Here is an 11,593-nt window from a genome sequence, read left to right as displayed (position 1 = left end):
TCCTTCGGTCGCGCCGACCCGGCCAGCCGGCTGGGCTCCACCGTTCGCGCCGACCCGGCTGTTCGGTCCGGCCGAATCACCCTCCGGCCTGGCGTCGGGAACCCCGGCTCCAGGCGCTCCGGGCGCACCGGGGAAACCCCGGTTCCGCTGCCACGGCGGCACCCCGCTCACGACTGCCCCACCGCGGTCGCGGTGAACGCGAAGCGCACCGAGGCGACACTCTGGTTCTGCACGGCGACCGGCGCCGCGGTCGTCAACTGCGCGACCACGCAGAGCGGGTCGGTCCCGGTGCTCGCGGCGATCGGCCGCGCCGTCGTGACCAACGGCGTCGAGCCACCCGCGGTCAGCGTGCCCTGGGCGAGCCGGGTCCCGCTACAGGTTCCGGTGCGCATCCCGTTCGCGGTGGCATTGCTCGCCGCACCACCGGGGTGGATCGAGATCTGCAGATACCCGGCGAGCGCGGCGCTGCCCGCCGGAGTGCTCGCGGCCATGGTGTAGGTCAACGGGATCGTCCCCTTGTTCTGGGCGGTGAGCTGGGCGGCGACGCTCTCGCCCGGCAGCATGCCGGTGAGCGCGAGCGCGGGCAGCGCGAGTTCCTTGGTGTCGTCGACGCGCAGGTCGAGGGTGCCGATGCTGAAGGTGCCCGAGGTGGCGGTGGCCGAGTCGCTCCAGGCGGCGAGCGTGCCCGCGGTGCCGAGCCCGAGCACGATGCCGAGCGTCAGCAGCGCGCGCAGCCGCGCACTCGCCCACAGGTTCCCGAGCGCGATCGGGTACTTCACCGCCCCTCCCGCCTGGCCCGCACCCGGTCCCTGGTATCGGTCGCGAGCGCGAACAGCGCGTACCCGCCGAGCAGCACGATGAGCGCGGCGATGGTGTAGGTCCGCTTCGGCCCGGAGAACCAGTTGTTGACATAGCCGAGGTACGGGATCGAGTACCAGACGGCACCGCGGATCTGCTCCGGATTCACGATCTGCTCGTCGTCGACCGGGTTGGCGTCGCCCCGGGTGATGAAGCCGATCCGGCCGTCGGCATTGCGCCGGACCTGCACGATCCGGTGCGTCACCACCTCCGGCTGCCCGGACCGGAGCTGGTAGGTGATCGGGGTGCCGACCGCGAGGTCGATCGGGTCCTCCGGCCGCACCACCACCAGCGTCCCCGGCGGGTAGGTCGGCACCATGGACCCGGTCAGGATGGTGTAGCGGTGCCCGCCGACCACGAGCGGCAGCACGATGGTCACCACCAGCAGGGCGACGAGGACGAAGAGCAGCACCCAGGTCAGCACCGACTTCAGCCACCAGCCCGCGCCGGTGGATTCCTCTGCGGGCGCCTCGGGCGCCGTACCGCGGTGTGCGTTCACGATGAACTCGCCAGGAAGTCGAAGGTCACGGTCGTCGAGGTGTTCGGGGCGGCGGCCGCGCCGACGGTGGCGCGCAGGCACCACACGGCGCTCGCGCCCGGCGTGAGCGCAGGCGCCCAGGCCGGTGCGCCGGGCACCTGGGCACCGGCCATCGGCCCGCTGTAGAGCGCGGTCCCGCCGGGCGTCGCCGACGCCGGGCAGCCGGATTCCGCGCCCATCAGCCAGATCTGCAGCGTGAGCGGCAGCGCCGCCGAGCTCTGCCGCACGTTCTGCAGCCGGTAGAACATGGTCACGTCACCCGAATTGCGCACGGTGAGCGGCTTCTGCACGACCGCCGCCGGAGCCAGATTGGCGCCGCCGAAGGCATCGAAGACATAGTTGCTCACCTGATTGGACGCGCCGCCGACGCGCAGTGCGAGCGTGCCGGAGCGGATGATGTCGCCGCCGATCCGCGTTTCGCCGCGCCAGTAGGCGCCGGACTGCTCGGCCACCCCGAAGGCCAGCAGCACCAGCGCCGCACCGGCGATCGCCCACCATCGCAGCCGTCGCATCGGAGCCCTGCTAGGGCGCGGGATTCGTGTTCTGCGTCAGCGTGATCGCCACGTTGTTCAGGGTGACGCTCGCGTTCTGCGCCTCCTGGTTCGGCGTGGTCGGATCGAAGGTGAGCCGAGCCGCGACGGTGACGGTCTGGCCGTCGTTCGCCTCGGTGATCTGCGCGTTCGGCAGCACCGCTCCGCTGCTGCTCGTCGCGGTGAGCGAGGTGTCGATCAGCCGCGCCCGCAGCGCGGGATCGCTACCGGCCCCGAACATCTGCGAGGTGTCCGCGGCGAGCGTTGCCGTCAGGTTGTCACCGTCCGCGCTGACCGTGGTCGTGCAGGTGTAGCGCAGGGTGTCGCCGGGCACGATCCGGAAGCTGGCGACATCGATCGGCTCGGCGGTGCCGCCGGTGATGTCCTCCCAGCCGGTGGTACCGACCGGGACGCAGGGGCTGAGCGCCAGCTCGCCCGCGGTGATGGTGCCGCCGCCGGACTGCGTGCTGTCCTGCCAGAAGGCCAGACTACCGGCGCCGCCGAGCAATAGGATCGCGGCAGCTCCGGCGGCGAGTGCCGCCTTTCCTCTCTTGTCCATTCGTCCTCATCCTCACGTTGCTGTCGGCCTGAACACTTGCCCTTCGACAATGCCCGGGAATTGGGAGAAGCAAACTTATGGCTAATCGTTCCGCCCGGCACCGTAAAGAGGACTGAATGTGCAGTTCAAGCCCTACGGGGATCGCACCGAACACGCATCGAGTTTCCCGGCAGAAAAAAAGACCGCTAACCACAATTCGGCGGCATCTCTTCCGATCGCGGTGAGAAAAAGGATTCAGTATCGGAACCCGCGCTCGTAGCGTGCGTTTCGAGATATTTCCGTCACACGGAGGACGTCGGGGCATGGCGCTCGTCGTCGGAGTGGAGATTCCGGATGCCGATCTGGCCACCACCGTCGGCTCCGGTTTCGACCGGCTGCCCGAGCGGCTGGACGCCGCCGGGGTCGGCTACGTCCTGCTCGGCGCCGACCGCGCGACAGGTACCGGCCCCGCGCTCGGCCCCGTGCTCACCGGCACCGTCTTCGTCCGGCGGGCAACCGGTCTCGGGCTCGTCGCCGCCGCCTCACCGCAGCGCGACCACCCCTACAACCTGGCCCGCCGCATCGCCTCGCTGGACCACATCGCGCGCGGCCGGGCCGGTTGGCCGGCGCTGCGCGCCGACGCCGCCATCGCGCTCGGCGCCCCCGACCGGGGCAGCTGGGCGCCCGCCCGCGCACCGCGCGGCGCCGAGGCGCTCACCGACGCGGTCACCGACCATGTCGGCGGCGGCTGGGAGACGCATCCACTGCGCCGCCGGGCGTTCGCCCCCGCTCCGGCAGCGTCGTCCGATGGCCCGGTCAGTCGCTGATCGCCGCGCGGGCCAGGGTGGTGAGCGCTGCGACGATGGCCTCCGGTGACATACCGCGGGCCCGCTGGTAGCGGTAGACCTCGGCGGCGAGCGGCGCGAGCAGCACGTCGACCAGCGCCTCCGGTTCGCGAACGCCCGCCTCGGCGAGGAGCGCGCGCACGTGCGCCGACCAGAAGCCGTAGGCGCCGGTGTCGAACCGGGCGCCGCCGCTCTCGGTGCCGAGCACCAGGTCGGCGTGGTGCTCGAGCAGCTCGACCATGGCGGCGTAGAAGGCGGCGAGGCGCTCGGTGGGCGGGGCGCCCGGCCCGAGCGGGGGAGCGCCGCGGAGCAGTTTCTCCTGGAGGTCGCGCTCGTGCTCGTCGAGCAGCGCGGTGGCGATGGCGGCGATGTCCGGGTAGCGGCGGTAGAGGGTGCCGCGGCCGACGCCCGCCGCCCTGGCGATGTCGTCCATGGTGACGGTGCGCGGGTCGCGGGTGGTGAAGAGCTGCCCGGCGGCGGTGAGGACGCGCGCCCGGTTGCGCGCGGCGTCGGCGCGTTCGGCCACCGGGGCGGCCCGGTCGGCCAGCAGATTCTCGCGGGGGTCCATGAACTCAGCCTAGCAAGTGGACAATCTGTCCGCTTCGTCCTAAGCTGATGGCGTTCCAGGCGGCAAAGATGTCCATACCTGGATATGCGCATCAAACTATGTGAGCGGCGGTCGGTGGCATGACGGGGTGGTTGTTTCTGGGGCTCGCCGGACTCGTCGAGGTGGCCTGGTCGCAGAGCATCGAGCCGACCAGGAACTTCACCCGCCTCCTGCCGACCCTGCTGTGCTTCGTGCTCGCGGCGAGCGCCGTCTACCTGCTCTCGCTCGCCATGCGCACGCTGCCGGTCGGCACCGCGTACGCCGTCTTCACCGGCATCGGCGCCGTCGGCGCCATCGCGCTCGGCGTCGTGCTGCACCGCGACCCGCTCACGGTGGGCCGGGTGCTCGCGCTCGCGCTGATCGTCGGCGGGATCGTGCTGGCGCGGATCACGAACCCCGGCTGATCCCGGCGAGCGCCGCGATGGCGACGGCCAGCCGGTCGCCGTCGGGGAGCGGGGCGTCCGGGGCGATGGTGTACAGCAGCCCGAGGCCCTGGGCGAACACGAAGTGCAGCTCCGCCACGGCCTGGACCTGCTCGTCGGTGAACTCGGGGTGGGCGTCGCGCAGCGCGTCGGCGAGGTCGCCGAAGCCGCCGTCGAGCATCTCCCGGAAGTGCTGCTCCGCCTCGGGGGAGCGGGCCACCCGGACCAGGTTCTCCATGCTGGCGAGCATGGCGTCGCGGTTCGCGGCGAAGGCGGCGGGCATGGCGTTCCAGACGGCGGCGAAGCCGGCCAGCGGAGTCCGGCCGCTGCCCTCGCGGATCCGGTCCTCCATGGCGTCGCCGATGGCGGTGCCGAGTGTATCGCTGAGCGCCGCGGTGATCAGCTGCTCCTTGGAGCCGAAGTGGTAGCCGATGGCCGCGAGGCTGACCCCGGCGGCGGCCGCGATCTCCCGCGCGGTGGCCTTGGCGACGCCGCGCTCCACGATCACCTGCCGCGCGCCGGCCAGCAGATCTTCCCGATTACCCATGAACAGACCGTACACCAGCGTCTTAGACGTTTGTTCTAGACATTTGTGCAAACACCGCTTATACATATGTCTCAGACGTTCGTTTCAGGGAGAGGTCGGTCATGCAGGTTCTGATCAGCGGTGGCGGTATCGCGGGGAACGCGCTCGCGCTCGGGTTGACGGCGAAGGGAATTCGCCCGACGGTGGTGGAGCGCGCGGCGGCGCCGCGGCCCGGTGGGCAGGCGGTGGACCTGCGCGGGCAGAGCCGCGCGGTGGTGGAGCGGATGGGGCTGCTCCCCGCCGTCGAGGAGCGCAGGCTGCACGAGCGCGGCATGGCGTACGTGGACGCGCAGCGCCGGGTCTACGCGAGGATGCCTGCCGAGATGTTCGACGGCGCGGGGCCGGTGGCCGACCTGGAGATCACCAGGGGCGACCTCAACGACGTGCTGCTCACCGCGCTCGGCGACGGCGCCGAGTACCGCTACGGCGAGTCGATCACCGCGCTGCACGACGACGGCTCCGGCGTCGACGTCACCTTCGCCTCGGGGCTGCGCGGGCGGTACGACCTGGTGGTCGCCGCGGACGGGCTGCACTCCGGCACCAGGGCGCTCGCCTTCGGGCCGGAGGAGCGGTTCGCCACGCACCTCGGCGGCGCCATGTCCTTCTTCACCGTCCCCACCCCGGCCGACGCCGAGCCGGGCTGGTTCAGCCTGCACCCGGCGGTCGGGGTCGCGGTCGGGATCCGCCCGGACGCCGACCCGGCCACCGCCAAGGCGATCGTCATGCTGCGCGCCCCCGCCGATCCGGCGCTGCGCGGCGACCTCGCGGCACAGCGGGAGCTGGTGCGGCAGCGGCTGACCGGGGTCGGCGGGCACGCGCCGGAGATCCTGGCCGCGCTGCCGGAGACGCCGGACTTCTACTTCGACGAGCTGGTGCGGGTCGACATGCCGTCGCTCTCGGCCGGGCGGGTGACGCTGCTCGGCGACGCCGGGTACTGCGGCTCGCCGCTGACCGGGATGGGTACCGCGATGGCCATCATCGGCGCCTACGTGCTCTGCGGCGAACTCACCGCCGCGCCCGGCGACATCCCCGGCGCGCTGGCCCGTGCCGAGCGGGTGCTCGCGCCGTATCTGGAGCGGGCCAAGCAGGTGCCCGGCGGCGGCATCAGGGCCATGGTGCCCGGCTCGAAGGCGACCGTCCGGCTGGCCCGTGCCCTCGCCGGGGTAATGACCTCCAGGGCGGCCCGCCCCCTCATGCGCCGGATGTTCGCCGAAGCGGACGAGGCCGCGGTCCCGGTCTACTGATCCGGCCCGGCCCCTCGGTTCGGGAATTTGCTGCAACTCGCCCTCACGCCTACTGTGGCCGATCACAAGATACGTGGGCGTAGGAACTGGATTGCACGGGACCGTCCCGGCTCGCCCGCGGACCCCGGCGCACTCCGATACCGTCTGTCGCCGCACGGTCGAGGAGAACGAGACGGTGGGCGAGGAAGGAAGCGACGTGGAGAACCGAAGGAGTACCGGAGAGCGCGACACCCGCGCGGCGACGCACGCGGCCTTCCACGTCGTCCTGACGCTGCTCGAGGTCGCGGAGAGATCGGGGATGCCGACGCTGGAGCGGCTGGAGCGCGCGGTGCGCACCTGCGCCAAGCAGGGCATTCCGGCCCCGCGCGTGCTGGACGCGGTGAACGAGGGCATCGACGACGCGCTGCACCGCTGGCCGGGCGCCCGGCGCTCGGCCGCCGCCGAGGAGACCGACGACTACCGGGCCGCGCTGCGCGGCGTGATCCTGCGCGGCTACGCCTCCTGAGCCTCGGCGGCGAGCAGGGCATCGGCGGCGAGCAGGGCATCGCCGTGCTCGTGCGCCCAGGCGGCGAGCGCGCGCAGCGGTCCGTCGACCAGTCCGCGGCCGAGCGCGGTGAGCGCGTAATCGACCCGGGGCGGCGCCTCGGCGTAGCGACGGCGCTCGATCAGGCCACGCCGGTGCAGCCGGGCGAGCGCGGCGGTGAGCGCCTTGTCGCTGATCCCGCCGATGCCGCCGCGCAGCGCGCTCCGGCGCCGCGGGCCTGGCTGCAGCGCGGCGAGCACCACCGGGTCCCAGGTGTGCGCCAGCAGATCGGTGGCGGCCCGCACCCGGCAGTCCGCCACCCGGCCGCGCCCGGCTTCGTCCATCCCCCGATCATGCCGCCCCGATACGCACCCGGTGGTGCGTATCGGGGCGGCTACCGTCGGCGGCCATGCAGATCGGAATCGTGGGAAGCGGCGTCATGGCCGCGGCGCTCGGACATCGGTGGGTGCGCGCGGGGCACACCGTGCGGCTCGGCGGGCGGGATCCGGGGCGGGCCACCGTGAGCGCCGAGGCGATCGGCGCGCGGTCGGGCACTCCGGCCGAGGTGGTGGCGGGTGCGGAGGCGGTGCTGCTCGCCGTGCCGTCGGCCGTGGCGGCGCGGGTCGCGGCGCTGCTGCCCGCAGGCGTCACCGTGCTCGACCCGACCAACCCGGTGACCCACGGCATCGGCGTCCCGACGCTCCCGCCGGGCACCGCGGCAGCTGGGCTGATCGCCGCCGCCGCGCCGCACGCGCACGTGGTCAAGGCATTCCACCTGTTTCCGGCGGATACCTGGGCGGGCACCGAACCGGTGCGCGCCACCGTGGCGCTGTGCGGCGACGACCCGGCCGCGCTGCGCACCGCCGAGACGCTGGTGCGTGCGGCCGGGGCCACCCCGGCGGTGCTCGGCGGCCTGGACCGGGCCAGGCAGCTCGAGGAGGTGGCCGGCTTCGTGATCGGGCTCGCCTTCGGCGGCCACGACCCGCGCGCGGCGGTCCCCGGCCGGTGATCAGAGCCGGCCGGTCACCTTCGCCGGCGTCACCCGCGGGTCGCGGGCCAGGTTCCCGGCCTGCACCCGGTCGACGGTGGTTGACCCCGCACTCCCCGTGCGCATTCCGCTACGGATGGAACGGCGGAACCGGCATGTCGGTGCCGAAGATGTCCGGGATGTCGGTGCTCGGGCGGTCCGGGAAGCGCGCGGGGCGCTTCTCCAGGAACGCGGAGACGCCCTCGCGGGCGTCGGCGCTCGCGCCGCGGGCCAGGATGCCGCGGGTCTCCACCCGGTGCGCGATCATCGGGTGCTCGACGCCGAGCCCGCGCAGCAGCATCTGCCTGGAGAGCGCGACCGAGACCGGCGCGGAGTGCTCGGTCACCGAGCGGGCCAGCGCGTACGCCTCGTCCAGCAGCCGCTCGACGGGGTAGAGCCGGTAGAGCAGCCCGGCCTCGTGCGCCTCGGCGGCCTCGACGAGGCGGCCGGAGTAGACCCAGTCCAGCGCGGTCTGCAGCGGCACCAGCCGGGGCAGGAACCAGCTGGAGCCGGACTCCGGCACGATGCCGCGCCGGTTGAAGACGAAGCCGATGCGGGCGTTCTCGGCGGCCAGCCGGAAGTCGGCGGCGAGCGTCATGGTGATGCCGACGCCGACCGCGGGGCCGTTGATCGCGGCGATGATCGGCTTGCGCGACTCGAACATCCGCAGCACCACCCGGCCGCCGCCGTCGCGCCAGTCGTCGGGGGCGACGAAGGTGTCGGCGCCGGCCGAGAGATCGGCACCCGCGCAGAAGGCGCGGCCGGAGCCGGTGAGCACGACCGCGCGCACGGCGTCGTCGGTGTCGGTGCGATCGAAGGCCTCGATCAGCTCGTTCTCCATCGCCGTGGTGAAGGCGTTCAGTTTGTCCGGGCGGTGCAGCGTGATGGTGGCGATGTCGTCGGTGATCTCGAGGCGAATGTCGGGCATTCGGACAGCATGCCACGACAGCATGTCCGGTCCGGCTGCCCGCGGACCGGGCTCAGCCGGCCAGCGCGGCGTCCAGGCTGTCGAAGGTCGGGATCACCTTGACCAGGCCGGTGGCCTCCATCGGCCGGTGCACCGCCCTGGAGGCGGCGATCCGCAGCTCGGCGCCGTCCGACGCCTGGATGAGCGCGTTGAGCCCGGCGGAGTCGAAGAACGGGACGGCGGTCAGGTCGGCGATGACGACGCCGGAGCCCGCCTCGGCCAGGGCCTGCTGCAACCGGGGTGCGGTGATGATGTCGACCTCGCCGTGGGCGGTCACCACGACAGCGGCATCGACCGACCTGACCTCGACGTGGAAATCGCGGGGCTGATCTGTGAAGCGCACGGTGAACCTCTCTCGACGGCGACGGCCGGGCGTGGTCGGATCCGGCGGTGGCCGGTGCCACGCGGGATCCCGCCGCGGGAAATCGCGGGGAAGAGTTCGCTGCGGCTGTGAGCTCAACCGCGTATTCAGCGTATCCCATGGGAAACCGCTTCCCCGGCCGTTCCGCCGGGGGGCGTCGCCGGGAAAACATACCGCAGGAAGGTCACCCGGCGCCGGGCTCGGCCTCGAGGGTGAAGTAGACCGTGGTGCCCGCCCCCGGCGCGGATTCCAGCCACAGCCTGCCCCCGTGCCGCTCCACGATCCGATCCACGATGGCCAGCCCGGCGCCGTGGCCGCCGCCGCGCGACTCCCTCGGGTGCAGCCTGCGGAAGAGCCGGAGCACCTCCTTCTGGTCGGCCTCCGGTATGCCGATCCCGTTGTCCCGCACGAAGTACACCGGGACCGGGCCGCCGCCGCGCACCCCGACCTCGACCGTGCGCGGCGGCTCGTCGGCGGCGTACTTGGCGGCATTGACCAGCAGGTTGATCAGGATCTCCTGCAACCGGTCCGGGTCGGCCGGAACCGTCACCCCCGGCTCGGGCAGCGTGATCGCGACCCGCTGCTCCTCCAGCCTGGCGCCCGCGATCTGCAGCGCGCGCTCGGTGGCGGCGCGCAGCTCGACCGGCTCCCGGCGCAGCTCGCCCTGGCCGAGCTGGGCGAAGTGCAGCAGCGAGTTGATCAGCTCGTCCATCCGGAGCGCGAGCGTGCGGATGGTGCCGAGCCTGCGCACGGTGGTCGGGTCGAGGCTCTCGCCCGCGTCCTCGCCGATGAAGGTGGCGGAGTTGGAGATTCCGCGCAGCGGCTCCTTGAGCTCGTGCGCGGCGGCGTGCGCGAAGGTGTCCAGATCGTGGTTGGCCCTGCGCAGTTCGGTGTTCAGCGCGGCGAGCCGGGCGGTGTGCCTGAGCACGACGGTGGTGATGGCGTGGCCGAACTCCTGCACGACGGCCTCGTCCGGCGCGGTCCACGGCACCGAGCAGCCGCGCACCACCGCCCGGTACACCGCCGAGGAGCCGCGCGGGGTGAGCCGCTCGCCGCGCGGGCCGAGCCGCACCGGCTGCGCCGGGTCGGTGGCCCAGGTGCGCGACGCCCTCCGCTCCCGGCGCAGCCAGGCGATGCCGGTGCCCGCGCCGTCCAGCGCGAGGACGAGCGCGCCGCTGAGCGCGGGGGAGAGCGCGGTGAGCGCGGGGTCGTGGTCGCCGAGGCAGCCGCTGCTCCAGACCTGCCCCGGCTCGATCGCGGGCAGCCGCCCCCACAGCGTCTCCAGCGCGGCCGCGTCGAATTCGGCCGGGTCGCCGTGCGCGAGGGTGCGGGTGACCTCGCCGGTGCGCACGTCGGCGGCGCGCAGCACGACGGCGTCGGCGGGCACCAGCTGGGCCAGCAGCGCGCCGTTGTCGAGCACGGACTGCCCGATGTCGGTGTCGAGCGCGGTGACCAGCTGGGCCAGTGCCTTGCGCGCGGTCTGCCTGGCCCGCGCGGTCTCGGCGTCCTGCAGCGCGGCGAGCTGCAGCGAGAGCATGACCCCGAAGAACTCGCAGGAGGTGCGGACCTCGGGGCTCAGTGTGCGCGGCTCGACGCCGTGGCAGGCGATCAGCCCCCACAGCTCGCCGTCGCGCAGCAGCGACACCGACATGGACGACCGCACCGCGATATTGCGCAGGTACTCCAGGTGGAAGCCGGAGACCGTGCGCAGTGTGGAGTCGGAGAGGTCGAGCGCGGCGCCGGTGTCGGAGAGCAGCGGCGGCACCAGGACCGCGGTGTCGTCGTCCACGTCCTGGATGACCCGGATCCAGTTGCGCTCGTAGAGCCTGCGCGCCTGCGGCGGGATGTCGGTGGCCGGGAACCAGAGCCCCTGCCAGGGGTCGAGGCCGTCGGCGACCGACTCCGCGATCACCTCGCCGGGGCCCTCGCGCCCCTCGAAGCGGTAGGCGACCACCCGGTCGTAGCCGGTGAGCGCGCGGATCTCGGTGACCGCGGCGGCGCAGGCGGCGAGCACCGTCCGCTCGTTCTGCAGCCGGGTCAGCGTGCTGCGCAACCGGGGGTAGAAGCGGGCGAACTGGAAGGGCCGCTCGGCGGCGGCGGGCTCCAGCTCGATGACGAGCACGCCGTCCGAGCGGTAGACGGTGGCGTCGAACTCGGGGCCGCCGGGCGGGATGTGCAGCCCGAGCAGCCCGCGGTCGCCGGTGGGGGCGCGCAGCGTCTCGTGCACGGCGGCCAGCCCGTCGGGGCCGATCAGCTCGGCCACCGGGGTGCCGACCAGGGCGGCGGCCGAGCGGCCGAGCACCCGCTCGCTGTTCGAGCCGGCGACCGCGATCACGTCGGCGGCATCGATGGCGAGCAGGGTGCCGTAGGACTGGATGCCGCCGAGCAGGTGGATCGGCTCGTTGACGCACCGCGACAGGTCGAACGCGGTCCCCACCGCCTGCTCGGCCGCCAGGTCGCGGTCGTCGAGCCGGAACAGCGCGTCGTCGTCGGAGAGCGACGTCATCGCAGCTCCTTCCGTATGGGTCGCCGGGTGGAGCAAACGTG

At 73.1% G+C, this 11,593-nt stretch carries 15 protein-coding genes; 5 read left to right on the top strand and 10 right to left on the bottom strand.

Annotation, left to right across the window (positions count from 1 at the left end; translation table 11 throughout):
* Window positions 1–167: 167 nt before the first annotated feature.
* From LTT61_RS05690 to LTT61_RS05675, 4 genes are read right to left on the bottom strand one after another with little or no spacing between them, the layout of a single operon-like run.
* Entirely contained in the window at window positions 168–779 is a 612-nt protein-coding gene (locus LTT61_RS05690; RefSeq protein ID WP_233018878.1) for a TasA family protein, read from the bottom strand.
* Window positions 776–1,357 carry a signal peptidase I gene (locus LTT61_RS05685; RefSeq protein WP_233018877.1) on the bottom strand — a complete coding sequence of 194 codons (582 nt, stop codon included), beginning with the start codon at window positions 1,355–1,357 and terminating at the stop codon, window positions 776–778. The genes LTT61_RS05690 and LTT61_RS05685 overlap by 4 nt, the downstream gene beginning before the upstream one ends.
* Entirely contained in the window at window positions 1,354–1,908 is a 555-nt protein-coding gene (locus LTT61_RS05680) for a hypothetical protein (RefSeq protein ID WP_233018876.1), read from the bottom strand. The genes LTT61_RS05685 and LTT61_RS05680 overlap by 4 nt, the downstream gene beginning before the upstream one ends.
* A gap of 10 nt (window positions 1,909–1,918) precedes the next feature.
* Entirely contained in the window at window positions 1,919–2,485 is a 567-nt protein-coding gene (locus LTT61_RS05675) for an alternate-type signal peptide domain-containing protein (RefSeq protein WP_233018875.1), read from the bottom strand.
* A 302-nt stretch (window positions 2,486–2,787) separates the two neighbouring features.
* Between LTT61_RS05675 and LTT61_RS05670 the strand changes: the two genes are divergently transcribed.
* Window positions 2,788–3,291 (top strand): hypothetical protein, encoded by a 504-nt coding sequence (locus LTT61_RS05670; RefSeq protein WP_233018874.1) that lies wholly within the window; start codon window positions 2,788–2,790, stop codon window positions 3,289–3,291.
* On the opposite strand, the gene LTT61_RS05665 is transcribed toward LTT61_RS05670, so the two are convergent.
* Window positions 3,281–3,877: a TetR/AcrR family transcriptional regulator gene (locus LTT61_RS05665; RefSeq protein ID WP_233018873.1), complete on the bottom strand. Its 597-nt coding sequence runs from the start codon at window positions 3,875–3,877 to the stop codon at window positions 3,281–3,283. The genes LTT61_RS05670 and LTT61_RS05665 overlap by 11 nt on opposite strands.
* 119 nt (window positions 3,878–3,996) lie before the next feature.
* On the opposite strand from LTT61_RS05665, the gene LTT61_RS05660 reads away from it, so the two are divergent.
* A complete protein-coding gene (locus LTT61_RS05660; protein ID WP_233018872.1) occupies window positions 3,997–4,320 on the top strand; it encodes a DMT family transporter in 324 nt (107 codons plus the stop codon).
* Here LTT61_RS05660 and LTT61_RS32610 read toward each other — a convergent pair.
* Window positions 4,304–4,885, bottom strand: a complete 582-nt coding sequence (locus LTT61_RS32610; protein WP_269821852.1) for a TetR family transcriptional regulator — start codon at window positions 4,883–4,885, stop codon at window positions 4,304–4,306. The two genes, LTT61_RS05660 and LTT61_RS32610, sit on opposite strands and share 17 nt — an antisense overlap.
* A gap of 101 nt (window positions 4,886–4,986) precedes the next feature.
* Here LTT61_RS32610 and LTT61_RS05650 point away from each other — a divergent pair, with 101 nt between their 5' ends.
* Window positions 4,987–6,168, top strand: coding sequence for an FAD-dependent monooxygenase (locus LTT61_RS05650; RefSeq protein WP_233018871.1), 1,182 nt, complete (start codon window positions 4,987–4,989; stop codon window positions 6,166–6,168).
* Window positions 6,169–6,343: 175 nt separating this feature from the next.
* On the top strand, window positions 6,344–6,673 hold the full coding sequence (locus LTT61_RS05645) for a hypothetical protein (RefSeq protein WP_233018870.1): 330 nt from the start codon (window positions 6,344–6,346) through the stop codon (window positions 6,671–6,673).
* On the opposite strand, the gene LTT61_RS05640 is transcribed toward LTT61_RS05645, so the two are convergent.
* Window positions 6,661–7,035, bottom strand: coding sequence for a winged helix-turn-helix transcriptional regulator (locus LTT61_RS05640; RefSeq protein ID WP_233018869.1), 375 nt, complete (start codon window positions 7,033–7,035; stop codon window positions 6,661–6,663). The genes LTT61_RS05645 and LTT61_RS05640 overlap by 13 nt on opposite strands.
* Window positions 7,036–7,100: 65 nt before the next feature.
* Between LTT61_RS05640 and LTT61_RS05635 the strand changes: the two genes are divergently transcribed.
* Window positions 7,101–7,700: an NADPH-dependent F420 reductase gene (locus LTT61_RS05635; protein WP_233018868.1), complete on the top strand. Its 600-nt coding sequence runs from the start codon at window positions 7,101–7,103 to the stop codon at window positions 7,698–7,700.
* A 109-nt stretch (window positions 7,701–7,809) separates the two neighbouring features.
* Here LTT61_RS05635 and LTT61_RS05630 read toward each other — a convergent pair whose 3' ends face one another.
* From LTT61_RS05630 to LTT61_RS05620, 3 genes are all read right to left on the bottom strand, one after another.
* On the bottom strand, window positions 7,810–8,646 hold the full coding sequence (locus LTT61_RS05630; protein ID WP_233018867.1) for a crotonase/enoyl-CoA hydratase family protein: 837 nt from the start codon (window positions 8,644–8,646) through the stop codon (window positions 7,810–7,812).
* Between the two features lie 52 nt (window positions 8,647–8,698).
* A complete protein-coding gene (locus LTT61_RS05625; protein WP_233018866.1) occupies window positions 8,699–9,028 on the bottom strand; it encodes an anti-sigma factor antagonist in 330 nt (109 codons plus the stop codon).
* 202 nt (window positions 9,029–9,230) lie between these two features.
* Complete coding sequence (locus LTT61_RS05620) at window positions 9,231–11,552, bottom strand: ATP-binding protein (RefSeq protein ID WP_233018865.1); 2,322 nt, start codon at window positions 11,550–11,552, stop codon at window positions 9,231–9,233.
* Window positions 11,553–11,593: the final 41 nt, after the last annotated feature.

Origin of the sequence: Nocardia asteroides, from assembly GCF_021183625.1 — a bacterium.
GTDB lineage: Bacteria > Actinomycetota > Actinomycetes > Mycobacteriales > Mycobacteriaceae > Nocardia > Nocardia asteroides_A.
This window is presented reverse-complemented; position numbering and strand designations above follow the sequence as displayed.

Coding starts and splice junctions, on each gene's coding strand:
- LTT61_RS05680 (WP_233018876.1), bottom strand. CDS start 1,908: ATGCGACGGCTGCGATGGTGGGCGATCGCCGGTGCGGCGCTGGTGCTG.
- LTT61_RS05675 (WP_233018875.1), bottom strand. CDS start 2,485: ATGGACAAGAGAGGAAAGGCGGCACTCGCCGCCGGAGCTGCCGCGATC.
- LTT61_RS05670 (WP_233018874.1), top strand. CDS start 2,788: ATGGCGCTCGTCGTCGGAGTGGAGATTCCGGATGCCGATCTGGCCACC.
- LTT61_RS05665 (WP_233018873.1), bottom strand. CDS start 3,877: ATGGACCCCCGCGAGAATCTGCTGGCCGACCGGGCCGCCCCGGTGGCC.
- LTT61_RS05660 (WP_233018872.1), top strand. CDS start 3,997: ATGACGGGGTGGTTGTTTCTGGGGCTCGCCGGACTCGTCGAGGTGGCC.
- LTT61_RS32610 (WP_269821852.1), bottom strand. CDS start 4,885: ATGGGTAATCGGGAAGATCTGCTGGCCGGCGCGCGGCAGGTGATCGTG.
- LTT61_RS05650 (WP_233018871.1), top strand. CDS start 4,987: ATGCAGGTTCTGATCAGCGGTGGCGGTATCGCGGGGAACGCGCTCGCG.
- LTT61_RS05640 (WP_233018869.1), bottom strand. CDS start 7,035: ATGGACGAAGCCGGGCGCGGCCGGGTGGCGGACTGCCGGGTGCGGGCC.
- LTT61_RS05635 (WP_233018868.1), top strand. CDS start 7,101: ATGCAGATCGGAATCGTGGGAAGCGGCGTCATGGCCGCGGCGCTCGGA.
- LTT61_RS05630 (WP_233018867.1), bottom strand. CDS start 8,646: ATGCCCGACATTCGCCTCGAGATCACCGACGACATCGCCACCATCACG.
- LTT61_RS05620 (WP_233018865.1), bottom strand. CDS start 11,552: ATGACGTCGCTCTCCGACGACGACGCGCTGTTCCGGCTCGACGACCGC.